Below are 26,215 nucleotides of genomic sequence, written 5' to 3' on the forward strand. Positions count from 1 at the left end.
TAAATTCATGTTATAATAAAAATGTTGGTCTTAAACGAAATAAAATGAAACGGAGACGTATGTAATGATCTATAATAACATTCTCGAAGCTATGGGACATACCCCTATCATAAAACTCAATCGAATGAATAAGCCCGGTAATGCGGATATTCTTGTTAAATTCGAGGGACTTAATGTAGGCGGCTCGATCAAAACAAGAACTGCTTACAATATGATAAAGCATGCTGAAAAAGAAGGCAAAATCAAAGATGATACCATAATCGTAGAGCCTACAAGCGGAAATCAGGGTATCGGTCTTGCACTTGTAGGTGCAGTTAGAGGTTATAAGACAATAATCATTATGCCTGACTCGGTGAGTGAGGAAAGAAGAAAGCTCGTACAGCATTACGGTGCAGAAGTCATTCTCATCCATGATGACGGCGATATCGGAGAATGCATCCAGAAATGCCTTGATACTGCCCTTGAAATGGCCGCAAACGATGAAAGAGTGTTCGTTCCTCAGCAGTTCGAGAACGTAAACAACACCCGTGCACATAAATACTATACTGCACTCGAGATCCTTGAACAGACTGCCTGCAAAATAGACGGTTTCTGCTCAGGTATCGGTACAGGCGGAACTATTACAGGTATTGGTGAAACTCTCAGGTCACAGAACCCCGAAATGGAAATATGGGCTGTTGAACCTGAACACGCTGCGATACTCGCAGGCGGTACTATAGGTACTCACCTTCAGATGGGTATTGGTGACGGAATCATCCCTTCTATTCTCAACCGCGAAATATACAATCATATCCACATTGTTACTGATGAAGATGCAATCAGAACAGCCAAAGAACTTGCAGAGCTTGAAGGTATAATGTGCGGAATATCAAGCGGTACAAATGTTGCGGCTGCTCTTAAAATGGCAGAAAAGCTCGGCGAAGGCAAAACAGTTGTAACAATTCTCCCGGATACAGCTGAGAGATATTTCTCGACTCCTCTGTTCGACTGAAGACATTCATAACTGACGAAAGGAAGATTTGATATGAGTAGTGACACTAAAACAGAAAACAGCAGAGGAGGATTCGGTTCAAAGATCGGTTTCATACTTGCAGCCGCAGGATCTGCTGTCGGACTCGGAAATATATGGCGATTCCCCTATCTTGCTGCCAGATACGGCGGAGGTATCTTCCTCCTTATCTACCTTATACTTGCCATTACATTTGGTTTTACAATGATGCTTACTGAGATAGCCCTCGGACGTAAAACAGGTAAAAGTGTTCTTGGCGCATACAAGGAAGCGGACAAGCGTTTTGCTCCGCTTGGCTGGCTTGCTGCCGCAGTTCCTGCGATAATCCTTCCATACTACTGCGTTATAGGCGGATGGGTGCTTAAATACATGTGCATGTTCATTACAGGTAACGGCGGAGATGCAGCAAATTCGCAGTTTGCTGCTGGTTCAGGATCATCTCTCACATTTTTTGAGCATTACATAAGCCTACTGGGACAACCTACGCTTTTCTTTGTACTGTATGTCCTTATAGGTTCTGTTGCTGTTCTTCTCGGTGTTGAAAAGGGAATAGAAAAAGTCAGCAAGATCCTTATGCCTGTACTTCTGGTACTTATCATCATCATAGCAGGTTATACACTCACTATGGACGGTGCTATGGACGGTCTTAAATACTATGTTCTTCCTGATTTCACTGATTTTACTGTTACTAAACTCCTTAAAACGATCGCTGCCGCAGTCGGACAACTATTCTACTCAATGTCACTTGCTATGGGAATCATGGTAACTTACGGTTCTTATATGCGTAAATCAGATTCACTTGAAGGTTCTGTAAGACAGATAGAAGTATTCGATACAGCTGTTGCCTTCCTTGCAGGAATGGTCATTGTTCCTTCTGTGTTCGTTTTCTCAAAAGGAGATCCTGCTGCACTTAATGCCGGTCCCGGACTCATGTTTATAACTCTTCCTAAGGTATTTGACAGTATGCCCGGTGGTCAGATCATAGGTGCTGCATTTTTCCTTCTTGTTTCACTTGCTGCTCTTACTTCATCCATTTCACTTATGGAAACAGTTGTTGCAGCAGTTATGGAAAAAACAAAGATGAGTCGTTCGGTAAGCTGCTTTGCTGTTATCGCTTTCACGATTATCGTTGGAATGCTTTCTGTAATGGGCTACAGCGTATGGTCAGATTTTGAACTCATGGGTATGCAGATACTTGATTTCTTCGACTTTATCTCCAATAACATCTTCATGCCGATACTCGCCTTCTTTACTTGTATTCTCTTCGGCTATGTTATAAAGACAAAATACGTTGAGGACGAAGTAAAAGTTAATGGTGACAAGTTCCGTTCGGTTCACCTCTACCGCATAATGATAAAAGTATTCTGTCCGATATGTATGATAATCATACTGCTCACGCCATTCGTTACAGATATCTGATATAAAGCGAAAGAGCCTCTTTAAAAGAGGCTCTTTTTTATGCATTTTTTACTGAAGTTCATTTATAGCTTGCTCTATTCTGGAAACTGTTTCGTCCTTGCCGAATACTTCCATAAGCTCTGTAGCACCGCCAGGAGTTATTCCCTGACGCGCGATAGCAACTCGTACAGCCCACATTACTGCGCCTGCCTTAAGTTCCTTTTCAGCTGAATAATCCTTAAGAAGTGCAAATAACGTATCGTTGTTCCAGTCTGACACTTCCCTGAGCTTAGGCAGACAATCTTCAAGTATACCCTTGCAAAGTTCGGGAGTGGTCTTGTTCTTCTTGTTTGTATATAGATCATCAGTCATTTCAAGGCGTGATGTAACAAACCTTACCTGATCCTTTATCTCACTGAATGATGAAATACGTGTATGGAGGAGCTCACCAAGCTTCCTTGTATTGATGTAGTCTTCGCATAACTCGTTAAGGATAGGAAGCGCCTTCTCGTTATACTCGTCATCAGGAAGCTTCTTTATGTACTCGGAATTGAACCACTTCAGCTTCTCGTAATCAAAAACAGCAGGAGATTTGCTAAGTCCTTCTATAGAGAAGTTTGCTTTTAATTCATCCATTGTGAAGAACTCCTGATTTGTATCCTTTGGGCACCAGCCGAGAAGTGCAATGTAGTTCACGATAGCTTCGGGAAGATAACCGTCATTTACAAGATCCTGGAAGCTAACTGCGCCGTGGCGCTTTGAAAGCTTGGAAACATTTCCGTCCTCATCCTTACCCATGAGAAGCGGTAGATGTACATAATTCGGACGTTCCCAGCCGAACGCATCATAAAGAAGACAGTATTTCGGTGTGGATGTAAGATACTCATTTCCGCGTACTACATGAGTTACGCCCATAAGATGATCGTCCACAACATGACAGAAATTGTATGTCGGATATCCGTCAGCCTTAATCATGATCTGATCTCTAAGCTCAGAGTTATCCATAACTACTTCACCATATACAAGGTCTACATATGAAGTTGTTCCCTCATCAGGCATCCTCTGACGGATAACATAAGGCTTTCCCTCAGAAAGATTCTTCTCTATCTCCTCTGCGGAAAGATCACGGCAGTGTCCGTCGTATCCGCCTATTCCCTTGTCATCCTTAAGGGATTCAAGCCTTTCCGGAGTACAGAAGCAGTAATAAGCGTGACCGCTCTTTACAAGCTGCTCAGCGTATTCCTTGTAAATAGGAAGTCTCTCGCTCTGTATATAAGGACCATTTTCCCCGCCTACTCCGGGACCTTCATCGTAATCGATACCTGTCATTTCAAGTGTCTTGATTATAACATCTGTAGCTCCTTCAACAAGGCGTTCCTGATCGGTGTCCTCTATTCTCAGGATGAATTTTCCTCCCTGAGACTTGGAAAGAAGGTAAGAATAAAGTGCAGTCCTCAGATTTCCGATGTGCATATAGCCTGTCGGTGAGGGGGCAAAACGTGTTTTTATTGTATTTGACATGTTAGCATCCTTTCATAATGTGTTTTGGTACAACTTAGATTATATCACAAACCGCAGAGTATTTCAAGTCATAATCGTCCATAATCTAAAAATAAGTGTACAATGTCAATATATTTATTTTATATTTTGCCGCTCTCCCCCTTTACCTTTTAGAAAAAATATGGTACAATATTATACAGAAAGAAAACGGAGGTAACAAAACATGATCTATGCAACCGGTGATACACACGGCGACTACAGCCGATTCAAAGATCCTCAGATAAAAAAACTCGGACGAGGCGACACACTGATAGTATGCGGTGATTTCGGTTTCTTCTGGGATGGTTCAAAAAAAGAAGAACAGGTACTGAAAAAACTGCGCAGCAAGGATTTTACCATAGCTTTCGTTGACGGATGCCATGAAAACTTTGATATACTTGAAAAATTCCCCGAGTCCACATGGAACGGCGGAATGGCAAGAGTTATCGCTCCGAATATAGTCCACCTTATGCGAGGACAGATATACACTATCGAAAACAAGAAGATATTTACTTTCGGCGGCGGACACAGTCAGGATATTGATTTCCGCCGTAATCAGGACTGGTGGGAACGTGAACAGCCTACCCATGAAGAGATAAAGGAAGCAATGCTCAATCTCGAAAAGCACAACAACACTGTTGACTACATCATCACCCATGAGCCGCCTGCATCACTTAAGGACTGTCTCGGAGTTGATGTTTTTCAGCGACTGGAAGTACACGCTTTCTTCGAGGATATTATCAAGACCTGCAAGTACGAAAAATGGTTTTTCGGCAAATGCCACATCGATAAACATATACCTATCAAGTTTTATGCGCTCTTCAATAATGTAACTCCGCTCAAATAATATACAAGTATATTTCATCCTTTTCCTGCATATTCTATATCAGGAAATGAGGTGAGATAATGAAAAAAGTAAAGTGGAGCGACCTGATAATTTTTATCGTTTCTGCCGAACTGGTGGGAGTTGTATCCGCACTTCTGTCAAGAGGATACTCCGATTTTTTCGACAGTCTTACAAAGCCGCCCCTTTCCCCTCCTGCTGCACTGTTCCCGATAGTATGGGCGGTGCTGTACGCGCTTATGGGTTGGTCGGCTTATCTTATATACAGTAACGAACACGATCCAAATCGTTCAAAAGCTCTGATAGTCTATGCAGTACAGCTTGCGGTAAATTTTTCCTGGAGCATCATATTTTTCAGGTTTCAGAATCTTGGCGCAGCAGCATTCACAGCAGTTCTGCTGAGTATTCTCGTAGCGCTTATGGTGATCGTATTCAGGAAGGTCAACCGTAAAGCTGCACTTCTGAACATTCCCTATCTGTTGTGGAGTCTGTTTGCATCGTATCTTGCGATCGCAAATTTTATCCTCAATACGCAGAAATAAAAGGAAATTATTTTCCCAGCATTTATTCATTGATTTAACTCAGATACTCTGGTATAATGTAATTGTCCCCGAAAGGACAATACTTATCAGGAGGTAAAGAATATGTGCTTCAATAATTTGTTAAAGCTCTTCAGCTGCTTCTTCGGAAACTGCTGCGGCGGATGCAGATAACAGAAAAATCTCCCCTTATCGGGGAGATTTTTTTATTCGCGGGTAACATAATCGTTAAGGTCGATATCACCGAAAACCGCCTGCATCGTGAAATTATAGAACATGAGGATATTGTCTTCAACTCCGTTTATTATGCGCTTATAGGCTTTGCGTACAGGTGCAAGTGACATATCCTTGTCATCCTGAATAAATGCATTTCTGTCGGGAGTCCAGTGAAAACCTTTTTCAGCAAGACCGTTTCTCAGCATTATCTCGCCTACCATTACTCCATACAAACACGCAAGATTCCATGCAACTTTCTGTTCCATTTTGTTCTGCGCATATTTTTCATGGCACTCGTTAAGTATCTTTTCGATAACGATGACATCCTCGGGTTCATATCCGAGCTTTACATTCATCTTTGCTGCAAGATCTATTGCTTCATTGCACATGTCTTCGATATTAAGCGGGACTTTCATGTTTTCTTCCATTAAACTCATTTATTTATCCTCCTTTTTATCAGTCTTTTTGTTCGGCTGCGACCATACAGCTGTGAATCGCCTTTACAGGACAGACCTTTACGCACTCGCCGCAGCTTATACATTTATTATAATCAATTACGGCATGAAAATCAATAACTTTTATTGCTTCCGACGCACATTTTTTCTCGCACATCTTACATCCTATGCATCCGTTGCTGCAGGACTGCTTTGTTACCTTGCCGTTATCCTTCGAGCTGCAGAGAACGTCAACATGTCCTGAAAGAGGCTTTATAGATATAAGCTTATTTGGACAGACTTCTGCACACTGTCCGCATGCACCGCATAATGAAGGTGTAACTTTTGCTACGCCGTTAACAATTGATATTGCGTCTTGCTCGCATATGTCCATACAGTCACCGAGTCCTATACAGCCATATTTACATGTACCGCTGCCGTTATAGAAACGCTTTACAGCCTTACAGGACTGTACTCCATCAAAGTCAAACTGCGGAGATGTCGCATCGCAGTTACCGTTGCAGTGAACTACTGCGGTCATTGGAACTACGTCAGCCGCAGCTACACCAAGTATCTCAGCTATCTTTCCTGCTGCATCAGCACCTCCCGGTCTGCACAGATTAGTTGCTGCGCCACTGTTTACTACAGCGTTTGCGTAATCCGAACATCCTGCATATCCGCATGCGCCGCAGTTAGCCTGTGGAAGAGCATCACTAATTCTTGCAACTCTCTCATCGGTCTTTACGTAAAACACCTTTGCTGCAATAGTCAGAAGCACACCTGCCAGCAGTCCGCAGCCTGCAAGAATGATTATTGGTATCAGATAAGTCATAGATGCACCTCCTTAGCTGAAAAGTCCAGAGAAGCCCATGAAGCTTACTGAAACTATCGATGCTGCTATGAGAGTTGCAGGAACGCCTTTGAAAGTCTCGGGAATATCTGCATACTCCATTTTCTTTCTTACACCTGAGAATATAACCAGTGCAAGCATGAATCCGAGACCTGCTCCCAGTGCATTAATTATTGACTGGATAAAACTATAGTTATTGTCTATGTTGAGGACAGTAACACCAAGTACTGCACAGTTTGTAGTAATAAGCGGAAGGTAAACGCCAAGTGAACTGTAGAGTGAAGGAATGCATTTTTTCAGCATTGTCTCTACCAGCTGAACGAAAAGAGCTATAACAAGGATGAATACAACTGTATCGAAGTACTCAAGTCCGTTTGGTACGAGTATACCGTGATGTATGGGATAAGTTACCATTGTGGCGCATATCATTACGAATGTTACAGCAATTCCCATTCCCGAAGCGCTGTCCAGTTTTTTCGATACTCCAAGAAATGGACATATACCCATGAATTTCGCAAGTACAAAGTTATCGGTCAGCATTGCTGAAAGAAGTATTATAAGAAGTGATCTCATTTTTCAGCACTCCCCTTTCCGCTGCAGTTTTCTGCCATTGGACAGGATTCACAGCCTCCGCAGCTTATCTCTGCAGGCGGCTTTTTATTGGTCAGTTTATTGACTGCGGCTATTATCATGCCAAGGGTAAAGAATCCTCCCGCAGGCATAATGAATATCAGCATCGGATTGCTGTGTATAACAGGTATATCCATTCCCAGCCACTGTCCCGAACCGATTATCTCTCGTACAGAACCCATAATAAACAGCGCAAGTGTGAAACCTATGCCCATACCTATAGCATCACAGGCTGAAGCGAATATCCCGTTCTTGCTTGCGAACATTTCCGCACGTCCGAAGATTATACAGTTAACGGTAATGAGTGTGAGATATATTCCGAGACTTTCATACAAGCTCGGTACGAAGCCTTCAAGAAGGAATCCGATAAGTGTTACGAAGCTTGCGATAATTACGATGAAGGAAGGTATCCTGACCTTATCAGGTATCACGTTTCTCAGCGCAGATATTACTATGTTTGAACCGAGAAGCACGAAAGTTGTTGCAAGTCCCATGCCTATACCGTTTGCTGCCTGAGTTGTGACAGCAAGTGTGGGACACATTCCAAGAAGCATCACCAATGTCGGATTCTCTTTGATTATGCCTTTGGTTATCTCCTGAATTGGAGTCTTTTTATTTTCCGCCATTTATGATCGCCTCCTTATTGTTATTGTACACTTCAAGTGCAGTACTTACAGCAGTCTGCATACCCTTTGATGAGAAAGTAGCGCCGCTGATCGCATCCACTTCGACGGGATAAGCAGACTCGCCGTAGAACTGCTCCCTGAAATCAGGGATATCTCTTACTTTGGAGCCAAGTCCGGGAGTTTCACCAAGTGATACGAATTCGATACCTGAAACCGCTCCATTCTCGTCGATTCCTACGAGGATATTAATGCCCTCTTTTGAGTAGCCGTCAGTGCAGACCTGTACAGCAGTCTTTCCATCAGGAGTAACCGCAATGGCTTTTATGCTGTCATTTCCGAAGTTGTCATCGATAAGACGGCTTTCTGTTTTACCGAAAAGGGACTCAACACTGCTGTTGAAACGCAGTGCTTTCTGCTCGGCGATATTCGTCTTTGTAAGCTCATGTGCAAAAGTAAGCAGTACAGCCGCTATAATACAAATGAGCGTAAGAACTATTGATGGGATGATATTATCCTTCATTCTTCTCCGCCTCCTTTGCACCAAGTACCTTTGTACGTGTAAGCTGTTCGATATAAGGCGTAAGAACATTCATAATAAGTATAGAGAATGATACGCCCTCAGGATATGAGCCGAACTGTCTTATTACAAAAGTGATTATACCGCATCCGATACCGAAAACTATCTTGCCTTTGCGTGAAATAGGAGTAGTCGCGTAATCGGTAGCCATGAAAAAAGCACCGAGGAATACACCACCTGCAAGTATCTCGTAAAGAGCATAGTCAAAAGAATCGTAATAGAAAAGTGAAAGCAGGAACAGTACACCGATAAATGAAAGCGGAGCGGCAAGTGAAATTATTTTTCTTGCGGCAAGGTAAAGACCGCCGATGAGTAATGCAAGAGCGCAGGTCTCGCCAAGACATCCGCCGCAGTTGCCGAGGAAAAGATCAAGTACACGGTATTCATTGGTAGTTCCCGAAAGCCCAAGCGGAGTAGCACATGAAACAGCGTCCGCAGTTTTGTACCAGAACGGAGCTACCCAGTTGGTCATAGCTGACGGGAAAGATACCATAAGAACTATACGTGCTGTTATCGCAGGGTTAGCGAAGTTCTGTCCTATACCGCCGAATAACTGCTTTACAATGACTATTGCTACGAATGAACCGATAACTGCTATCCACAAAGGAAGTGTTACAGGAAGATTCATTGCTAATATGACACCTGTTACAACAGCCGAGAGGTCACCGATAGTGTTTTCTCTCTTCATCATCTTGCGGCAAAGAAACTCAAATACAACACAGCTGATGACACATACAGCTGTAACCAGCAGTACACGAAGTCCGAAATAATAGCATCCCGCTGCAAGTGCAGGTAAAAGCGCTATTATAACATTCAGCATTATAGTGGAAGTTTTTGTGTAATTCTCGTCATGAGGTGACGGTGAAACGATAAGTCTGTTCATATATCAGCTGCCTCACTTTCTCGGGATAAGTGCCTTGGCAAGCTGATTCGTCTCTGCAAGCTTTCTGTTCGCAGGACAGACATATGTACAGCTTCCGCAATTCATGCACAACATTACTTTTAAAGCTTTTAATGATTCTATGTCCTTTATCTTGTATGCTCTGTCTATTTCCGCAGGCATAAGTCCCAGAGGACAGACGTTCACGCATCTTCCGCATCTTATGCAGTTTGATGTCTTTCTTTCATCATAGGTCTTTATCGCAAGAACTGCGTTTGACGTTTTAACTACAGGCATATCTAAATCAGGTATGGACATACCCATCATAGGACCTCCGCCGATGAGTTTCTTTACAGCATCTATATCAGTCTTGCAGAATTCAAGTATCTCCCTGAAACTCGTACCGATTATTGCTCTTACGTTCTTGGGTTCTCCAACTGCATTGCCGTCAACGGTAAGACGTTTCTCGGTAAGCGGCATACCCGTCTTTACATATCTATAAAGAAAAGCAAGGGTTGACACATTTATAACAATTACACCCGTATCTGATGGGAGTTCACCTTCCTTGACTATCCTCCCTGTGGAGTTATAGATTATTACCTTTTCAGCGCCCTGAGGGTAAGACGAAGGAAGCGTTACAATATCTATCGTGTCGTCATTAGCAGCCATTTCCGTGAAATTCTTTATCGCAAGAGGCTTATTGTTCTCTATTGCAAGCTTAGCGTTCTTTATACCGAGTATATCTTTTATGTATTTTATACCGTTTATTACGTCCTCGGGAGATTCGATCATCTCACGGTAATCTGCTGTTATATACGGTTCGCACTCTGCCGCATTGATTATAATAGTGTCCACAGGTGTTTTAGGATTCAGTTTTATATAAGTCGGAAAACCTGCGCCGCCGTGTCCGCATGCACCGCTTTCACGTACAGCTTTAAGAAAGCTTTCCTTGTCGGTTATTACGGGAGGTTTTACCTCGTCGGATATAGTCTGCTCTCCGTCACAATCTATCTCAACTGCCTTACAGACACTTCCTACAGCTGTCTGGTAATCCGTTACAGCGGTTACTTTTCCGGATACACCTGAATGTACAGGCACGCTGAAGGCAGCTTCCGCTTCGCCTATCTTCTGACCAACACATACCGTATCTCCGACCTTTACAAGAGGCTGACACGGTGCGCCCATATGCATCGACATGGGGATCTTTACATGCTTCGGAACAGGAAGATCAACGGTCGCACTGTTTTCCGTATTTTTACGGTGATTAAGCTTTAATCCGTTTAGTTTCTTCATTATTTCCTCCTAATTATGAGTCTTGATTCAATTGTATGATAAACCCATACTTTTTTATTATATAATATCTGCGACTTTTTTTCAAGTCCTTTTCACATAAAATTTCAAAATAGTACCACAATCTTTGTGAAAGATATATCAAAATATTGTTTGCTCCGATTTCTGAATAATCGGTTGTTCTCCGTTTTTTCAGCGCCCTATCTGCTTTGAATTCGACTTTCTGAATCGTCTATAGTTATTATTTCGTTTATTTTTTTATTTGCTATTGACAAATTGTACTATTTGATGTAAAATAGATTTATATGTATACCAATTTTATTGTAGCATAACAATTTTAATGTAAAGGCGGTAAATAAATGGGATTATTCAAAAGTGTGTTCGGCGCTAATGCCTACAGCAACAGGGAACTGAAGCGTATCGAACCTATTAAAAATAAAGTTCTTGCTCTCGATGAAGAGTATCAGCAGCTCTCAGATGCCGATCTTAAGGCAAAAACCCAGGAATTCAAGGACAGACTCGAAGCAGGTGAAACTCTCGATGATATACTCCCCGAGGCTCTTGCTACTGTAAGAGAAGCTGCTTGGCGTGTACTCGAAAAGAAGCCTTACCCCGTTCAGATCATCGGTGCTATCGTTCTTCATCAGGGACGTATCGCTGAGATGAGAACCGGTGAAGGTAAAACTCTCGTTGCATGTGTTGCTTCATACCTCAATGCACTCTCAGGCAAGGGCGTTCACGTTGTTACAGTTAACGACTACCTCGCTAAGACTCAGGCTGAGGAAATGGGAAAGGTTCTCAGATACCTCGGTCTTACTGTCGGATGTATCCTACACGGTCTCACAAACGATCAGAGACGTGAGGCTTATGCATGTGATGTAACTTACGGTACAAACAACGAGCTCGGATTCGATTACCTCCGTGATAACATGGTAACTCATAAGGAGCAGCGAGTTCAGCGTGAACCTAACTTTGCTATCGTCGATGAGGTCGACTCTATCCTTATCGATGAAGCTCGTACTCCTCTTATCATTTCAGGAAGAGGCGACAAGTCCACTGAGCTTTATTCTATCGCTGACAGATTTGCTAAGATGCTCACTCCTATCACTGTAGTTGAAATGGACGATAAGGCTGACCAGGATGAGATAAGCGAAACTGCCGACTATATCATCGATGAAAAGGCTAAGACAGCTACTATCACTCAGCGCGGTGTTAAGAAGGCTGAAAAGGCTTTCCAGATAGATAACCTTATGGCTCCCGAGAACATGACTCTTCTCCACCATATCAACCAGGCAATCAAGGCTAACGGTATCATGAAGAAAGACATCGATTATGTTGTCAAGGACGGCGAGATCGTTATCGTTGATGAGTTCACAGGACGTATGATGATGGGACGTCGTTTCAATGACGGTCTGCATCAGGCTATCGAGGCTAAGGAAGGCGTTAAGATCAAGAGCGAATCAAAGACTCTTGCTACTATTACTTTCCAGAACTTCTTCCGTCTTTACAATAAACTCTCAGGTATGACTGGTACTGCTATGACTGAGGAAGACGAGTTCAAGGAGATCTACAAACTCGACGTTATCGCTATACCTACCAACAAGCCTGTAATCCGTATCGATCACAACGATCAGGTTTACAGCTCAGAAAAGGGTAAGTATTCAGCTATCATAGACAAGATCATCGAATGCCACGAGAAAGGTCAGCCTATCCTCGTTGGTACCGTATCTATCGAAAAATCAGAGCTCCTTTCTGCTATGCTCAAGAGAAAGGGCATTAAGCACGAAGTCCTCAACGCTAAGCACCATGCTAAGGAAGCTGAGATCGTTGCTCAGGCTGGTAAATACGGTGCTGTTACTATCGCTACAAACATGGCAGGACGTGGTACCGATATCATGCTCGGCGGTAACGCTGAATTCCTCGCACGTGCTGAAATGCGTAAGCGCGAGATCCCCGAAGAGATTATTTCTGAGGCTATCGGTTATGCAGATACAGACAATCAGGAAGTTCTTGATGCAAGAAAGCTCTACAGAGAGCTTTATGATAAGTTCAATGCAGAAGTTAAGGAAAAGGCTGTTCAGGTCCGTGAGGCAGGCGGTCTTTATATCCTCGGTACAGAGCGTCATGAATCAAGACGTATCGACAATCAGCTCCGCGGACGTTCAGGACGTCAGGGCGACGAGGGTGAAAGCTGCTTCTTCCTCTCTGTTGAAGATGACCTTATGCGTATCTTCGCAGGCGACCGTCTCGAGTCAATGATGAAGACTCTCAACGTTGACGAAGGTATGCCTATCGAAAGCAAGGTCCTCACAAAGATCATCGAGTCTTCACAGAAGAAGGTCGAGGGACGTAACTTCAGCATCAGAAAGAACGTCCTCAGCTACGATGATGTTATGAATACTCAGCGTGAGATAATCTACAAGCAGCGTTCACAGGTTCTCGACGGAGAAGACCTCCACGAGAGCATCCTGAAGATGATGGAAGACCTTATCTCCACTACAGTCGATACTTACCTTGTTGACGAGGATAACAGAGACGACTGGAATATCGTTGGACTTAAGGAATACTTCAACGGCTGGCTCATCGGTCCTGATGATCTTTCATTTGAGGACGATGAACTTCCAAGCGTTACAAGAGAAGATATCAAGAACGCCCTCAATGAAAAGTGCGGCGAGATATACCAGGCTAAGGAAGCAGAATACGGCAGTGATGTCATCCGTGAGCTCGAGCGTGTTGTTCTCCTCAGAACTGTTGATACAAAGTGGATGGCTCATATCGACGATATGGAAGAGCTCAAGAAGGGTATCGGTCTTCGTTCCTACGGTCAGAGAAACCCTGTTATCGAGTACAGATACGAAGGTTTCGAGATGTTCGATGCTATGGTCGACTCTATACGTGAAGACACTGTGCGTGCTCTCCTTACTATCAGATTACAGAAGAATGAAGCTCCCGAGAGAGAACAGGTCGCTAAACCCGATGCTCCTAATGCAGGCGCAGGTGACGGCAGTTTCAGCGATGAGCCTGTTCGCTCAAAGAAAATCGGCGATAACGATCCATGCCCATGCGGAAGCGGTAAAAAGTATAAAAAGTGCTGTAAAGGAAAGGATAAGGCTAACAGCTAAGCCTGTCTGTCCATAAAAACAGGGCGGCTGCGGTCGCCCTTTATTTTGAGGTGACAATATGAAAAAATTTGCTTTAACATTACTTTGCCTTGGTCTTCTTACAGGCTGCGGACGTGTTGAACCAGATATCCACTCATCCGAAGCTCCTGTGATCAATGATACTACAGAATCAGCATCTACCGACGAAGCAGAGGATCCTGCACGTACCACTTCAGCAGATAAAGACAAGAAAGAAAAGTCAACCAATACAACAAAGGCTAAGACTTCCTTTACAACCCGCAGTCCCGAGGAGCTTGCAAAACTTACCTCAGCTGCTGCAAAGGGTAAAACTAATAACAACACAAAAACCGGCAGCGTTTCGTCAGGCGGACGCATAATCACCAATCAGGGCGGAACCAATAAACAGCCTGCTACTGCCGCTCCGACACAGCCGCCAACTCCTGCACCTACTCAGGCTCCCACAGAGAGAGTTATAACCGACAAGTTCGTTGTAGGCACTGACGGTGTTGCATTCTATGTTAACGGAGAGAAAAAACAGCTCCTTAACGTTGACACTGCTGCTATTCTCAATACAACTCAGCCTCCTCAGACTTATATAATCGAGGAAGACTTTGATTTCGACCTTAATAAGGACGTCTTCGTACCTACTCAGATCGGTACATCTAATGTTCCGGGAAAATACTTCAGGTATGATCCTAATACAGATTCCTATGTTGAGTGGGATCAGCTGAACGCCCTCAACAATCTTGTCCAGACAAACGCTAATGACGGCGTACTCACTGTACACGATAAAACTAATGCTGTTGAGTATGAGGACAAATACTACAGCTGGGAAGGCGGTTCTCTCGTTCTTAAGGGAAGAGATAAACAGTATACAGGCGTTGACGGTCAGGTATACAAGGATTTCTATACCATCGAAAACGGTGCAGAAAAACTGTACATGAAGCAGCACATCCTTCTCGGAGAGGATAACTCTTACCTCGGAGCCGAGGACATCACTCCACAGGAAAATGCTCCGCAGGATAACACTACACAGGAATAATCTTGATTCAGGGCGGATATACTGATCCGCCCTGTGATTTACGGAAAGATCGGAGGAGATCAGGTGTCGGGCTATAACGCTTTTGCAAGATATTACGACGAACTGACTGCTAATATCGACTACAGAAAACGTGCCTTGTATTTCAACGAGATAATAAACCGATACAAGACAACAGAAGGAATGATACTGCTGGATCTCGCCTGCGGTACGGGAAGTATATCCGAGGAAATGGCGCGACTCGGCTATGACGTTATCGGTGTCGATAACTCGGATGAAATGCTTGGTATCGCTATAGAGAAAAAATTTGACAGCGGTCTGAATATACAGTACCTCTGCCAGGATATGCGTAATATCGATATGTTCGGTACTATAGATGTTACTGTCTGCGCTCTTGACAGCATCAATCACCTTCAGTCACTTGACGATGTCAGAAAGGTCTTTGAGAAGGTCGCTCTTTTTGCCGAACCGCAGGGACTCTTCATTTTTGACATCAATACCGTTTACAAGCACAGATGCGTCCTTGCGAATAATACCTTCACTTACGAGACCGATAACGTTTACTGTGTCTGGGAGAACTCTCTTGATACTTCAACGGATTCAGTAAAGATGCATCTTGAATTCTTTGAACGTCTTGAAAATGGTCTTTACGAGAGAAGCTCCGATGATTTCTCAGAAGCTGCATACAGTGAAGCGGACATCGAAGCTATCCTCGACGAAGTTGGAATGGATATTATCGGAAAATTCGGCGACGATTCCTTCGACTCCCCCGTTGATAATACTCAGAGGATAGTCTACGCCGCAAGAAGCAGAAAAAAAGTTTAAGGAGTTATTTATGGGTTATTTATACAGAGCAATTTCAGAGGACGGTTCTGCTTTTGCAGCTGTTCTCGATGCTAAGGACATTGTTTCGGAGATCGAAAAGATACACGGCACTTCCGCTGTTGTTACTGCTGCTCTCGGCAGACTCTCAATCGCCGCTTCACTTATGGGATATATGCTCAAAGGCGATGAGGACAGCATTACTCTTCGTATAGATGCAGATGGTCCTACAGGTCAGCTTGTAGCTGTTGCTGACAGCCGCGGAAACGTTAAAAGCTGCGTCAATAATCCTGTAGTGGAGATCCCGCTCAACTCAAAGGGTAAACTTGATGTTGCAGGCGCAGTCGGAAGAGACGGTACTCTCTCGGTTGTAAAGGACATGGGACTCCGTGAACCATATGTAGGTGTTATACCGCTTGTATCAGGTGAAATAGCCGAGGATATCGCAAGCTACTACGCAACAAGTGAGCAGATACCTACCGTATGCGCTCTTGGTGTACTGGTCGATACAGATCTTTCTGTTAAATCAGCAGGCGGTTTCCTTGTACAACTTCTGCCTTTTGCCGATGAAAAATGCATTGACCAGATTGAACAGAACGTACAGAATATGCGTCCCGTATCTGCACTTCTCGATGAGGGTGTAACTCCTGAGGAGATCGCTGATATGCTGCTTAAAGGTCTTTCACCTAACGAGCTTGACACTGCAAGACCTGCGTATAAGTGCGACTGCAGCCGTTCACGTACAGAAAAAGTACTTATCAGTATCGGAAAGACCGAACTAAACAGTATAGCTGCCGAGAATAAGGACACTACTGTGTCATGCCATTTCTGCGGCAAAGACTACGTATTTACTCCCGATGAGATCAGACGACTCGCTGAAGGAGCAGCTTCCGAAGAATGAAAAAATATACTATACTTATGTCTTTTCTCCCTGTATTACTTTGTTCTTGTTCATCAAAAAACGTAAATACAGAAGAGCATGTCGATGCAAGAAATTTCAAGGTCTATAATTCCACAACACCATCACCTGATGCTATCACTCCCCTTCTGACCGAAACTACAACTGCACCACCACCCAAAAGACTTTCCTACGCTTTTACAGGAAATGAGCTTGAGCTTCTCCTCGATGAACAGGTAGTCAAAACCATTGATCTTCAGTTTCCTGCCGAGGATCCGCCTACCGAAAACGACGTTGTTATCAGCGATTTCGACCTTGACGGCTACTACGATGTATTCGTGTACTATTACGGTCATCCCGATAATCTCGGAGATTATTATACCTTTGATCCTTCATCAGAGACATTCAAGGAGTCTGAGTCCCTTAACGAAGTTGGCAGATTTATGGTAGTCAATCCCGATAATACCCTGAGTGCTACATATCCTGTTGGAAATATCGAACGTACTGTTCTCTATAAATGGGAGGATAAAAAGCTGAAGGCTTTTGAAAAAAGAGAAGTCTATCCCGATATTTTCGATAATACAAAAACACATACTGATGTTTACAAATACAATAAATTCGATCAGCCATATCTCGATGAAACAATTATCGAGTGATACAGGAGGTAACTGATGTACGAGAATAAAATAGAGGACGTTCCTGCAAAAGCTGTTCTTGCCTGTGTAGATACAGGTGAATTTGATGCAGAAGCTTCTATGGATGAACTTGCTGAACTTGCTTCATCTGCAAATGCTGATGTTGTAGGTACTATAATCCAGAAGCGTCCCAACTACGATCCTGCTACATGTATGGGTTCCGGAAGACTCGAAGAGCTGAAGGAACAACTTGATGCTCTCGAAGCAGATCTCGTGATCTTCGACCACGAACTTACTGGTGTACAGGTCCGTAATATCGAGAACATCCTCGGTATCCGCGTAATAGACAGAACTACACTGATACTCGATATATTCGCTCAGAGAGCCAAGACAAAGGAAGGTAAGATACAGGTCGAGCTCGCACAACAGAAGTACAGACTGCCTCGTCTTACAGGTATGGGTGCTTCCCTGTCAAGGCTCGGAGGCGGTATAGGTACACGAGGTCCCGGAGAAACAAAGCTCGAAACAGATAAGCGCCATATCCGCAAACGTATTTCCTACCTTGAAGCAGAACTTGAAGAAATGAAAAAACACCGTGTTTTTTCCCGTTCAAGAAGAAAAAAGGACGGTGTTCTTTGTGCTGCAATTGTCGGCTATACAAACGTTGGAAAATCCACTCTGCTCAACGCTTTGACCGATGCAGGAGTTATTGCCGAAAATATGCTCTTTGCTACGCTTGATATTACTTCACGTTCAATAGAATTACCCGATGGCAGAAACGTAATGCTCATCGATACGGTCGGACTGATAAGAAGACTCCCCCACCACCTTGTAGAAGCTTTCAAGTCAACTCTTGAAGAAGCCGCTTCCGCTGACCTCATCCTTAACATACAGGATCTGTCATCTCCTGACAGAGAACAGCATGCAGAAGTTACTTCACAGCTTCTTTCTGAACTCGGTTGTGACGGTATACCGCAGATAATCGTTTATAATAAAGCTGATGCTGTTCCGGATACTGATACAGTTTTCGAGGATGATAACCACGTAATCATTAGCGCAAAACATCACAGCGGTTTTAATAAACTTATGGACTGCATTATAAAAAATCTCCCGGAAACAGCAAGAAGAATGAATCTTCTCATCCCCTATGACAAGTCCTCTCTCATCAGCAGAATAAGAGCTGAAGGTAAAGTTTTTACCGAGGAATACACCGAAAACGGTACTCTTATCGATGCCCTTGTAGATATAAAGCTTATCAAGGAAGCGGAACAGTTTCTTCATCAGTAAGCATTATCCGTATTTAGTTATAATTTTATTTTTTATTTTAGCACTTGATTTATCTTGATTATTATGTTATAATATTAAAGTCGATTTACGACTTTATATGCAGTGGTATCGAAGTGGTCATAACGGACATGACTCGAAATCATGATGCCCCTTGAGGGACGTGGGTTCGAATCCCACCCACTGCGCCAAGCCAAATGCGGAGTATTCCGCGTAGTTCCGCCTTTTTGAGAGGCGGATTTTTTTTGTTATAACACAGTTGATTGAATAATGACCGACTGTTTTGTGAGGAAACTGATAGTGCCTTTCAGTTAATGTTATACGGCTGTTGATTCGTTTGAAGGCGATTTAGCTGTCATCTCCGCACTATGCTCTTTTTGCTTTCGCTGTACACATAACTGTACACGTTGATGGCAGTCCCCTTGCCAAATTGTAACACACTTTCGTATGGTCGATAGATAACGAAAGAGTGCCTTAAAACAGTTTTCTCTTTTTACTTCCGTTCGTGGTGTTGTTCACCATATCCTCTCTCCCCTGTCCGCATTGTCCAGATGTTATCCTTCGCCGCAGTATCAACACTTTTTTTATATATACTGACAAATTTCACCAAACCACTTGCATCCTTCCGCAAAATATGGCATAATAAAAATATACATTTCGGTTTCCGCAGCCGTAATGCGGTAAGTTTAAGGAGGATGTGTATGGCTAATCAGCTTTGTATCGTTCTCGATTTCGGCGGTCAGTACAACCAGCTCATCGCAAGACGAGTTCGTGAGTGCGGCGTTTACTGCGAGATCAAGAGCTACACTACACCTATCGACAAAATAAGGGAACTCAATCCTACAGGCATCATCTTCACAGGCGGACCTAACAGCGTCTATGACGAGACCTCTCCACATATCTCAAAGGAGATATTCGAGCTCGGTATACCGATACTCGGTATCTGCTACGGATGTCAGCTTATGGCTTATACCCTCGGCGGCAAGGTCGAAAGCTGCGAGAAGAGTGAATACGGTAAGATCGATATTAACCAGAACGGCGGCGTCCTCTTCAAGGATGTTCCCGAGACCAATACAGTGTGGATGAGTCATACCGACTTCGTAAGTCAGCTCCCGGAGGGCTTCACCGTTACCGCACACTCCGAGGACTGTCCCTGTGCAGCTTTCGAGAATATGGACAAGAAGCTCTGCGCTGTTCAGTTCCACCCCGAAGTTACTCACAGTGAATACGGTAAACAGATCCTCCATAACTTTCTTTATGATGTCTGTGGATTTACAGGCGACTGGGTAATGGACGATTTCATTGAAAATACAGTCGCTAAACTCCGCGAACAGATCGGAGATAAAAAAGTCATCCTCGGTCTCTCTGGCGGTGTTGATTCTTCTGTTGCTGCAGGTCTCCTCAGCCGTGCCGTTGGTAAGCAGCTTACCTGCGTGTTCGTGGATCAGGGACTTATGCGTAAGGACGAGGGCGACTTCGTTGAAAACACATTCACTAAGCTCTTTGATATGAACTTCGTCCGTGTCAACTGTAAGGAACAGTTTCTTAAAGCTCTTAAGGGCGTTACAGATCCGGAACAGAAGCGCAAGATCATTGGTACCGAGTTCTATAATGTTTTCTGGGATAAGATACGTGAACAGGGTACCGACGGATTCTTTGCACAGGGTACTATCTACCCCGATCGTATAGAATCAGGCAAGGGCAACGAGGCAGGTCACGGCAGTACCGCTGTTATCAAGACTCACCATAATATGGTCAAAATGCCAGATGATATCAACTTCGCAGGCGTTATCGAACCCCTCGGCGACCTCTTCAAGGACGAGGTAAGAAAAGTCGGAGAAAAGCTCGGCATCCCTCATGACCTTGTATGGCGTCAGCCATTCCCCGGTCCCGGACTCGGTGTTCGTATTCTCGGTGAAATAACTGAAGATAAAATAAAAGTCCTTCAGGAAGCTGATGCAGTCTTCCGCGATGAGATACGCAAAAGCGGTATAGAAGATCAGCTCAGACAGTTCTTTGCTGTCCTCCCCGACGTCAGAACCGTCGGCGTTATGGGTGACCACCGTACTTATGACCACCTTATCGCTATCCGCGCCGTTACTACCGACGACTTCATGACAGCCGACTGGGCTCGTATTCCTTATGATGTTCTCGCTCGTGTTTCTAACCGCCTTACAAATGAGGTCGAACACGTTAACCGCGTTGTGTACGATATCACTTCAAAACCTCCGGGAACTGTGGAGTGGGAATAATAAGCAAAACCTCAGAAACGGCGTAATACCGTGCTTTTCGTGACATAGTTAAGCTGAATGGCAACGTTTTGGCAACATTTCTCGATTATCGGCAACAGTTATAAATATTCTGTCTGAAAAGATAAGAGCTATCTGATTCATATTGGAATCGGATAGCTCTTTTTGTTATACTATAAGTTTTTTATTCATATATCCTTCGGAACACATTCGATGATACCAACCAAATGAATCATGCTCATTATGGAACTTTAGAGCTTCATAATAATCCATTCCAAATAATAACACGCACATTCTAACAGCATGAAGAAAACTCTCAAAGCCTTCATATGTTGGATTATCTGATAGTTCCCTAATAGTTGACCTTGAAACAATTGGATTCATCTCAAACAATTGAGGATTGCTAAAGCTTTTCACAATATTTATATTATGTTTCATTACACGCTGTTGTCCTTCTATTGAACCTCCTACCTTATTCCATTTTGGAAAGTGTCCGTAGCTTTTTCTATATGCCTCGATCAGGATACCTTCAACTCTTTTTATATCTTTAATTCCTTGTTCGGTTGTATAATTCTTCAAATCGACGTGGTTCTCTGCGGCAAATTGTTCATAGTAATCTTTATTTCTATGAACAATAGGTTGTGATAACGGTGATTGAACAAAAATAGAATAACCGAGCTTTGTATGAGACTTAAAGTATTCTTAGATTTGTTCGTATTTACATCCTTCGTTCTGCATAGGTAATAAACCATTATGTTGTCTAAAGCGTTCATATAAATCACTGGCTAACCCAATGTACAAGACTTCATGAGTATTATAATCCCAAAAACAGTAGATTCCTGCTGAAGCCCATCCGTAATTATCGTTAGGGCAACAAATATCATCTATTGCATTTGCAAGTGCTTCTGTTTCATCTTTTGAATAGGCATCAATTATAACGGTTCCAAACATATTTACTCCTCACTGCTTTTTGAGTTAAGTTTTACTCTGTATGCCTCCGATCTCAGATACCTGTATCTCCACTGGTCGTATTTCTTACGGCTGAACTTCCCATTGCGGTACTTCTGAGCCATTTCCTCCCAAGGTTCAAGCAAACTTGACATCTTTGCGGAAATCAAGTATTCTTGTCTACTTCGTGGAACTTCTTAAGATTACCGATCTTCTCGTTTCTCTCATCGAGAACTCTCTCAACATCAGTCCATTCAAGTCCCTGATTAGCGCAGAGGACCATTACGTGGTAGAGAAGATCGTTTATCTCATTCATAAGCTCGTCGTTATCGCCGTTCTTTGCAGCTATAACTGTCTCTGTAGCTTCCTCGCCCACCTTCTTGCATATCTTGTCAACGCCCTTGTCAAAGAGATAGCATGTGTATGAATTTTCAGCAGCTGTACCGTTTTCGTACTGCTTTTTTCTTTCTTTTATTACCTCAAATATTTCCTGATATACTGTCATTTTTTATTCCTCCGTATTATATAATTCATTGAAGAAACAGCTGTAGCTTCCTGTATGACAGGCAACTCCCGTCTGCTCTACGTTAACCAGAAGTGTATCGTTATCGCAGTCGCCGTATATCGAGATCACCTTCTGCAAGTGTCCCGAAGTTGCGCCTTTATTCCAGTACTCCTGACGCGATCTGCTCCAGAACCATGTATAACCTGTTTCCAATGTCTTTTTAAGACTTTCCTTGTTCATATAGGCAAGCATCAGCACTGTTTTTGTGTTGACCTCGTAGCATATCGCAGGGATAAGCTCTCCCTTTACGAAGAATTTATCCAGATCGTTCATATCAACTTTTATCATAGTTCCTCCTTACGTCCAGAGGGACGTTATAAACATCGGCGAAGCATCATCCGCCTTCTTGAAACCGCAGTTCTCATAGAAGTGCATCTCGTTATTATAGGCGATGACAGCAATGCGAAGGTATTCCTTGTAGTGCTCCTTCATCATGTCCACGAGAGTACGTCCAACGGTCTGACCGTGATACTCGGGATCCACGAGAAGATAGTGTACATAGGCATTCATTATGCCGTCATCCATTGCACATATCATACCGATAAGCTTTTCGCCGTCCCATGCGCTGTAGACTGTACTGAAGTTCTGCATGGCAATTTTCAGCTTATCGGGGAAATGTCCCGACGACCACTCCACTGAAAGGAACAGTCTTTCAAGCTCTCTTTCGCTGAAATCGTGAGTGTCTCTGTAATCAATCATAGTCGATCCACCACTCGGGAGTAAGTTTACCCAGAGTTGTCACCTTTCCTGAGTTGTAATCGAGCATTATCTCGATGTCCTTGTAGTTTTCGGGCATGAGCTGAACCATAAGCTCACGGCAGGCTCCGCAGGGAGCACCTTTTCCCTCATTCGGAGGGATACAGAGCAATTTGTCGATCTCATACTCACCGTTTGTTATCATATTGAAAATCGCATTTCTCTCGGCGCAAATGCCAAGAGTTGAACAGGTGTCGATACAGACTCCCGTATATATTTTTCCTGATTTGCTGAGTACAGCCGCAGAGACCTCCCCTGCTGTAACGTACTCAGAAATACGTACAGGTCTGAGCACTGCCTCGGCAGCATCGTGCATTTCTTTCCATATTCTGTCCATTTTACTTACCTCACTATAACGCCCTTGCCGCGGCAGTAGTCCTTTACTTCTCCTACGGTCAGCTCCTTGAAGTGGAAAAGTGAAGCCGCAAGTGCCGCAGTTGCTCCTGTTTTCTCGAAAACTTCATAGAAATCGTTTATCTTTCCTGCGCCGCCGCTTGCTATGACAGGTATGGAACAGTTATCGCATACTGCCTTTAGCATCAGGATATCAAATCCTTCCTTGGTACCGTCAGCGTCGATGGAGTTAAGGCATATCTCACCTGCCCCGAGCTTCTCGATAGTGTGTACCCAGTCGATAAGGTCGATCCCCATGTCCTTGCGTCCGCCGTTTATATAGACGGTCCATTTATTCTCGGCTACCTTCTTGGCGTCGATGCCTACGCATATGCACTGACTGCCGAAAATGTCCGCACCGTCCTTGATGAGCTGCGGATTCTGTACAGCCTGTGAGTTTACGGATACCTTGTCCGCACCTGCACGAAGTGCCTCACGTATGTCGTCAACTGTCTTGATTCCACCGCCTACTGTAAGGGGCACGAATACTTTTTTCGCTGTATCACGAACTACGTCCAGAAAGACTCCTCGTCCCTCGAACGAAGCTGTTATATCGTAAAAGACCAGCTCGTCCGCGCCCTGCTTGTTGTACTCCTCAGCGCACTCTACAGGATCGCCGACGTCACGGACTCCTTCAAAATTGACTCCCTTTACTACCTTTCCGTTTCTGACGTCAAGGCACGGGATTATTCTTTTTGCAAGCATTATTTCACTTCCTTTATTTATCTTTGAACATCTTTGCCGTTGTATATGCCAGAACAGGTAATGCTATAATATCCAGCACTCCTACGATACGCTTTACAGCATCAGGAACTGCTATACCTGCTATGTAACTTACCATTATCAGAATTGTGCAGACACTTATGACCAGAAGCGATATCGTCCACGCTTTAGACGGTTTTACATTTTTCATATCACTTCACCGCATACTCAATGGCTTCTCGGAGGTCGAGTGTGCCCTTGTAGATGGACTTTCCGCAGATAGTGCCATAGAGTCCCATTTCCTTACATGCAACTATATCATCCATTGTGTGGACTCCGCCGCTTGCTACGATATTTGCACGGCCCTCTGTTGCGTCCGCAAGCTTTTTCAGCTGTTCACTGTTAACGCCTGAGAGAGTTCCGTCCTTGGAAATATCGGTGAAAATGAAGTATTTTACTCCAGATTCTATCATCTTGTTGGCAAGATCGATATAGTGGACGTCCGAGCTTTCAAGCCAGCCCTCCGTAGCTACCATTTCATTCATTGCATCTATCCCTACCACTATCTTTTCACTGCCGAATTTCTCAACAGCGTCACATACAAGCTTCGGGTTTTTAAGTGCGACTGAACCGAGAATAACTCTCGTTATTCCCATTTCAAGGTATTCCCTTATGGTATCGAGAGAACGTATACCGCCGCCCAGTTCAACTTTCAAATCAGTCTTCTCGGCAACGTCTGTGTATATCTTTGTGTTTACGGGACGGCCTTCCTTAGCGCCGTCCAGGTCGACCATGTGTATCCACTCCGCTCCTGCCGCCTCGAAGCTTCTTGCAGTTTCAAGGTAGTCGGAAGCGACCTTTTCAACGGTATTGAAATCGCCCTTGAAAAGGCGGACGCAATTGCCGTCCTTAATGTCTATTGCAGGGAAAATTATCATTTTACTTTCTCCTTAAATCAGTTTATTCCGTATCATATCCGCATGAGCGACAGTAAGTCCGATAGCTTCAAAATAGCCATCAACAGTTCCGAAGCGGTCGGTAAACAGCTTCATAAAACCTTTCATGCTCTTTTCGTTTGCAAGTACGATATTTTTGTCAACTTCGGGATGTGCCGCAAGAAATGCCGCAAGACGCTCCTTGTTGTATTCACGGCTTATCACATAGTCATGGACTATGCTTTCCTCATCGACTCCGCAAGCCATGAGGATAATTGCCGAAACTACGCCTGTTCTGTCCTTGCCTGCGGTACAGTGAAAAAGAATTCCGCTTTCCGCTTCGGCAATAGTCCGCCACACATTATGCATATTTTCAGCCGTGGCTATATCCATGTATGAATACGGTACAGCTTCAAGACTTTCGGGAACTCCGCTTCCCTCGGTTATGGGAAAATGATGATAGTCAAAGCCGTCCATGTCAGCAAATCCGTCAGGATTCTTCTTACATTCCACTTCAGTCCGCATATCGATTATTGTCGTGATATTCAATTCACGGAGCTTTTCAGCGTCCTCCGCTGTGGGAGTACTGAGAGTATCGCTTCGCCAGATAACTCCGTATTTCGTAGCCCTGCCGTCAGCCGTTCTCATGCCGCCAAGTTCCCTTGTGTTGTATGAACAAGTAAGCAGACTTTTGCGTTCCATAATGTCCTCCGTCATTTATGTGACCTGTTATATGCCTCTCTGCCTGTCAGAAAAGCGATTATTCCGAACACAGTTGAGAACGTCATGACAATATAGCCGTATTTCGTGATCTTTCCGTCCTCTGTACGCAGATCGTTGTTTTTTCCGAGCTGTCTGTACCGTTGAATTTCTCCAAATCCGCATAGTAACCGTCGGAATTGATCTTTCTTTCTTTAGCGCCTGATGTAAAATTATATGCGTTGTCCCAATACAGAAATCTGCCTGCACCTGCTGCTACAATTACACCTGATATGATTATTGCTGCTTTTTTAGTATTCATTTCTGATTTCTTTC

Annotated in this window: 31 protein-coding genes and 1 tRNA gene; 12 read left to right on the forward strand and 20 right to left on the reverse strand. The window is 43.7% G+C overall.

Annotated elements, in window-relative coordinates; all coding sequences use genetic code 11:
* Window positions 1-64 precede the first annotated feature (64 nt).
* Both cysK and BT127_RS07025 read left to right on the forward strand, forming a co-directional pair.
* On the forward strand, window positions 65-991 hold the full coding sequence (gene cysK / locus BT127_RS07020; protein WP_075424321.1) for a cysteine synthase A: 927 nt from the start codon (window positions 65-67) through the stop codon (window positions 989-991).
* Window positions 992-1,024: 33 nt separating this feature from the next.
* The gene (locus BT127_RS07025; protein WP_075424322.1) at window positions 1,025-2,428 is read left to right on the forward strand and encodes a sodium-dependent transporter; all 1,404 of its coding nucleotides are present in this window, start codon (window positions 1,025-1,027) and stop codon (window positions 2,426-2,428) included.
* Window positions 2,429-2,476: 48 nt separating this feature from the next.
* On the opposite strand, the gene gltX is transcribed toward BT127_RS07025, so the two are convergent.
* Window positions 2,477-3,928 carry a glutamate--tRNA ligase gene (gene gltX, locus BT127_RS07030; protein WP_075424323.1) on the reverse strand — a complete coding sequence of 484 codons (1,452 nt, stop codon included), beginning with the start codon at window positions 3,926-3,928 and terminating at the stop codon, window positions 2,477-2,479.
* A gap of 202 nt (window positions 3,929-4,130) precedes the next feature.
* On the opposite strand from gltX, the gene BT127_RS07035 reads away from it, so the two are divergent.
* The gene (locus tag BT127_RS07035) at window positions 4,131-4,793 is read left to right on the forward strand and encodes a metallophosphoesterase family protein (protein ID WP_075424324.1); all 663 of its coding nucleotides are present in this window, start codon (window positions 4,131-4,133) and stop codon (window positions 4,791-4,793) included.
* Window positions 4,794-4,852: 59 nt separating this feature from the next.
* Complete coding sequence (locus BT127_RS07040; RefSeq protein WP_175541929.1) at window positions 4,853-5,332, forward strand: TspO/MBR family protein; 480 nt, start codon at window positions 4,853-4,855, stop codon at window positions 5,330-5,332.
* A 203-nt stretch (window positions 5,333-5,535) separates the two neighbouring features.
* On the opposite strand, the gene BT127_RS07045 is transcribed toward BT127_RS07040, so the two are convergent.
* The 7 genes from BT127_RS07045 to rsxC are packed head-to-tail and all read right to left on the reverse strand — an operon-like array spanning window position 5,536 to window position 10,835.
* Entirely contained in the window at window positions 5,536-5,982 is a 447-nt protein-coding gene (locus BT127_RS07045) for a hypothetical protein (RefSeq protein WP_075424326.1), read from the reverse strand.
* Between the two features lie 19 nt (window positions 5,983-6,001).
* Complete coding sequence (locus tag BT127_RS07050) at window positions 6,002-6,811, reverse strand: RnfABCDGE type electron transport complex subunit B (RefSeq protein WP_075424327.1); 810 nt, start codon at window positions 6,809-6,811, stop codon at window positions 6,002-6,004.
* A gap of 12 nt (window positions 6,812-6,823) precedes the next feature.
* The gene (locus BT127_RS07055) at window positions 6,824-7,402 is read right to left on the reverse strand and encodes an electron transport complex protein RnfA (protein ID WP_075424328.1); all 579 of its coding nucleotides are present in this window, start codon (window positions 7,400-7,402) and stop codon (window positions 6,824-6,826) included.
* Window positions 7,399-8,085, reverse strand: coding sequence for an electron transport complex subunit RsxE (gene rsxE, locus BT127_RS07060; RefSeq protein ID WP_075424329.1), 687 nt, complete (start codon window positions 8,083-8,085; stop codon window positions 7,399-7,401). The genes BT127_RS07055 and rsxE overlap by 4 nt, the downstream gene beginning before the upstream one ends.
* Window positions 8,072-8,605 carry an RnfABCDGE type electron transport complex subunit G gene (locus BT127_RS07065; RefSeq protein WP_075424330.1) on the reverse strand — a complete coding sequence of 178 codons (534 nt, stop codon included), beginning with the start codon at window positions 8,603-8,605 and terminating at the stop codon, window positions 8,072-8,074. Before BT127_RS07065 ends, rsxE begins: the two co-directional genes overlap by 14 nt.
* Window positions 8,595-9,545: an RnfABCDGE type electron transport complex subunit D gene (locus BT127_RS07070; protein WP_075424331.1), complete on the reverse strand. Its 951-nt coding sequence runs from the start codon at window positions 9,543-9,545 to the stop codon at window positions 8,595-8,597. Before BT127_RS07070 ends, BT127_RS07065 begins: the two co-directional genes overlap by 11 nt.
* A gap of 12 nt (window positions 9,546-9,557) precedes the next feature.
* Window positions 9,558-10,835, reverse strand: coding sequence for an electron transport complex subunit RsxC (gene rsxC, locus BT127_RS07075; RefSeq protein WP_075424332.1), 1,278 nt, complete (start codon window positions 10,833-10,835; stop codon window positions 9,558-9,560).
* Window positions 10,836-11,191: 356 nt separating this feature from the next.
* Between rsxC and secA the strand changes: the two genes are divergently transcribed.
* The 8 genes from secA (at window position 11,192) to guaA (ending at window position 20,884) form a co-directional block, all read left to right on the forward strand.
* Window positions 11,192-13,954, forward strand: a complete 2,763-nt coding sequence (gene secA / locus BT127_RS07080; RefSeq protein ID WP_075424333.1) for a preprotein translocase subunit SecA — start codon at window positions 11,192-11,194, stop codon at window positions 13,952-13,954.
* Between the two features lie 58 nt (window positions 13,955-14,012).
* Window positions 14,013-14,996 (forward strand): hypothetical protein, encoded by a 984-nt coding sequence (locus tag BT127_RS07085; RefSeq protein ID WP_075424334.1) that lies wholly within the window; start codon window positions 14,013-14,015, stop codon window positions 14,994-14,996.
* A gap of 63 nt (window positions 14,997-15,059) precedes the next feature.
* A complete protein-coding gene (locus BT127_RS07090; protein WP_075424335.1) occupies window positions 15,060-15,818 on the forward strand; it encodes a class I SAM-dependent DNA methyltransferase in 759 nt (252 codons plus the stop codon).
* Window positions 15,819-15,828: 10 nt separating this feature from the next.
* Complete coding sequence (hslO, locus tag BT127_RS07095) at window positions 15,829-16,716, forward strand: Hsp33 family molecular chaperone HslO (RefSeq protein ID WP_075424336.1); 888 nt, start codon at window positions 15,829-15,831, stop codon at window positions 16,714-16,716.
* Entirely contained in the window at window positions 16,713-17,369 is a 657-nt protein-coding gene (locus BT127_RS07100) for an XAC2610-related protein (RefSeq protein ID WP_075424337.1), read from the forward strand. The genes hslO and BT127_RS07100 overlap by 4 nt, the downstream gene beginning before the upstream one ends.
* 15 nt (window positions 17,370-17,384) lie before the next feature.
* The gene (gene hflX / locus BT127_RS07105) at window positions 17,385-18,635 is read left to right on the forward strand and encodes a GTPase HflX (protein ID WP_075424338.1); all 1,251 of its coding nucleotides are present in this window, start codon (window positions 17,385-17,387) and stop codon (window positions 18,633-18,635) included.
* A gap of 99 nt (window positions 18,636-18,734) precedes the next feature.
* Window positions 18,735-18,823, forward strand: a tRNA-Ser gene (locus BT127_RS07110).
* A gap of 510 nt (window positions 18,824-19,333) precedes the next feature.
* Window positions 19,334-20,884: a glutamine-hydrolyzing GMP synthase gene (gene guaA, locus BT127_RS07115; RefSeq protein ID WP_075424339.1), complete on the forward strand. Its 1,551-nt coding sequence runs from the start codon at window positions 19,334-19,336 to the stop codon at window positions 20,882-20,884.
* Window positions 20,885-21,049: 165 nt separating this feature from the next.
* Here the strand turns inward: guaA and BT127_RS17165 are convergent, their stop codons facing one another.
* The 12 genes from BT127_RS17165 to BT127_RS07160 form a co-directional block, all read right to left on the reverse strand.
* Entirely contained in the window at window positions 21,050-21,460 is a 411-nt protein-coding gene (locus BT127_RS17165) for a hypothetical protein (RefSeq protein WP_318257189.1), read from the reverse strand.
* A gap of 123 nt (window positions 21,461-21,583) precedes the next feature.
* Window positions 21,584-21,832 (reverse strand): GIY-YIG nuclease family protein, encoded by a 249-nt coding sequence (locus BT127_RS17170; protein WP_318257190.1) that lies wholly within the window; start codon window positions 21,830-21,832, stop codon window positions 21,584-21,586.
* Between the two features lie 2 nt (window positions 21,833-21,834).
* Window positions 21,835-21,975, reverse strand: coding sequence for a hypothetical protein (locus BT127_RS16765; protein WP_175541930.1), 141 nt, complete (start codon window positions 21,973-21,975; stop codon window positions 21,835-21,837).
* 20 nt (window positions 21,976-21,995) lie between these two features.
* The gene (hisE, locus tag BT127_RS16250) at window positions 21,996-22,334 is read right to left on the reverse strand and encodes a phosphoribosyl-ATP diphosphatase (protein WP_082334942.1); all 339 of its coding nucleotides are present in this window, start codon (window positions 22,332-22,334) and stop codon (window positions 21,996-21,998) included.
* 3 nt (window positions 22,335-22,337) lie between these two features.
* The gene (gene hisI, locus BT127_RS16255; protein ID WP_082334943.1) at window positions 22,338-22,682 is read right to left on the reverse strand and encodes a phosphoribosyl-AMP cyclohydrolase; all 345 of its coding nucleotides are present in this window, start codon (window positions 22,680-22,682) and stop codon (window positions 22,338-22,340) included.
* 9 nt (window positions 22,683-22,691) lie between these two features.
* A complete protein-coding gene (locus BT127_RS07130) occupies window positions 22,692-23,093 on the reverse strand; it encodes a GNAT family N-acetyltransferase (RefSeq protein WP_075424340.1) in 402 nt (133 codons plus the stop codon).
* Window positions 23,086-23,487: a cytidine deaminase family protein gene (locus BT127_RS07135; RefSeq protein ID WP_075424341.1), complete on the reverse strand. Its 402-nt coding sequence runs from the start codon at window positions 23,485-23,487 to the stop codon at window positions 23,086-23,088. Before BT127_RS07135 ends, BT127_RS07130 begins: the two co-directional genes overlap by 8 nt.
* A 5-nt stretch (window positions 23,488-23,492) precedes the next feature.
* The gene (hisF, locus tag BT127_RS07140) at window positions 23,493-24,248 is read right to left on the reverse strand and encodes an imidazole glycerol phosphate synthase subunit HisF (protein ID WP_075424342.1); all 756 of its coding nucleotides are present in this window, start codon (window positions 24,246-24,248) and stop codon (window positions 23,493-23,495) included.
* Between the two features lie 13 nt (window positions 24,249-24,261).
* Window positions 24,262-24,456, reverse strand: a complete 195-nt coding sequence (locus tag BT127_RS07145; protein WP_075424343.1) for a hypothetical protein — start codon at window positions 24,454-24,456, stop codon at window positions 24,262-24,264.
* 1 nt (window position 24,457) lies between these two features.
* The gene (hisA, locus tag BT127_RS07150) at window positions 24,458-25,183 is read right to left on the reverse strand and encodes a 1-(5-phosphoribosyl)-5-[(5-phosphoribosylamino)methylideneamino]imidazole-4-carboxamide isomerase (RefSeq protein WP_075424344.1); all 726 of its coding nucleotides are present in this window, start codon (window positions 25,181-25,183) and stop codon (window positions 24,458-24,460) included.
* Between the two features lie 12 nt (window positions 25,184-25,195).
* Window positions 25,196-25,882: a tyrosine-protein phosphatase gene (locus BT127_RS07155; RefSeq protein WP_075424345.1), complete on the reverse strand. Its 687-nt coding sequence runs from the start codon at window positions 25,880-25,882 to the stop codon at window positions 25,196-25,198.
* An 82-nt stretch (window positions 25,883-25,964) separates the two neighbouring features.
* On the reverse strand, window positions 25,965-26,201 hold the full coding sequence (locus BT127_RS07160) for a hypothetical protein (protein ID WP_075424346.1): 237 nt from the start codon (window positions 26,199-26,201) through the stop codon (window positions 25,965-25,967).
* Between the last annotated feature and the right edge of the window lie 14 nt (window positions 26,202-26,215).

Source organism: Ruminococcus sp. XPD3002, from assembly GCA_900119535.1.
Lineage (GTDB): Bacteria > Bacillota > Clostridia > Oscillospirales > Ruminococcaceae > Ruminococcus > Ruminococcus flavefaciens_H.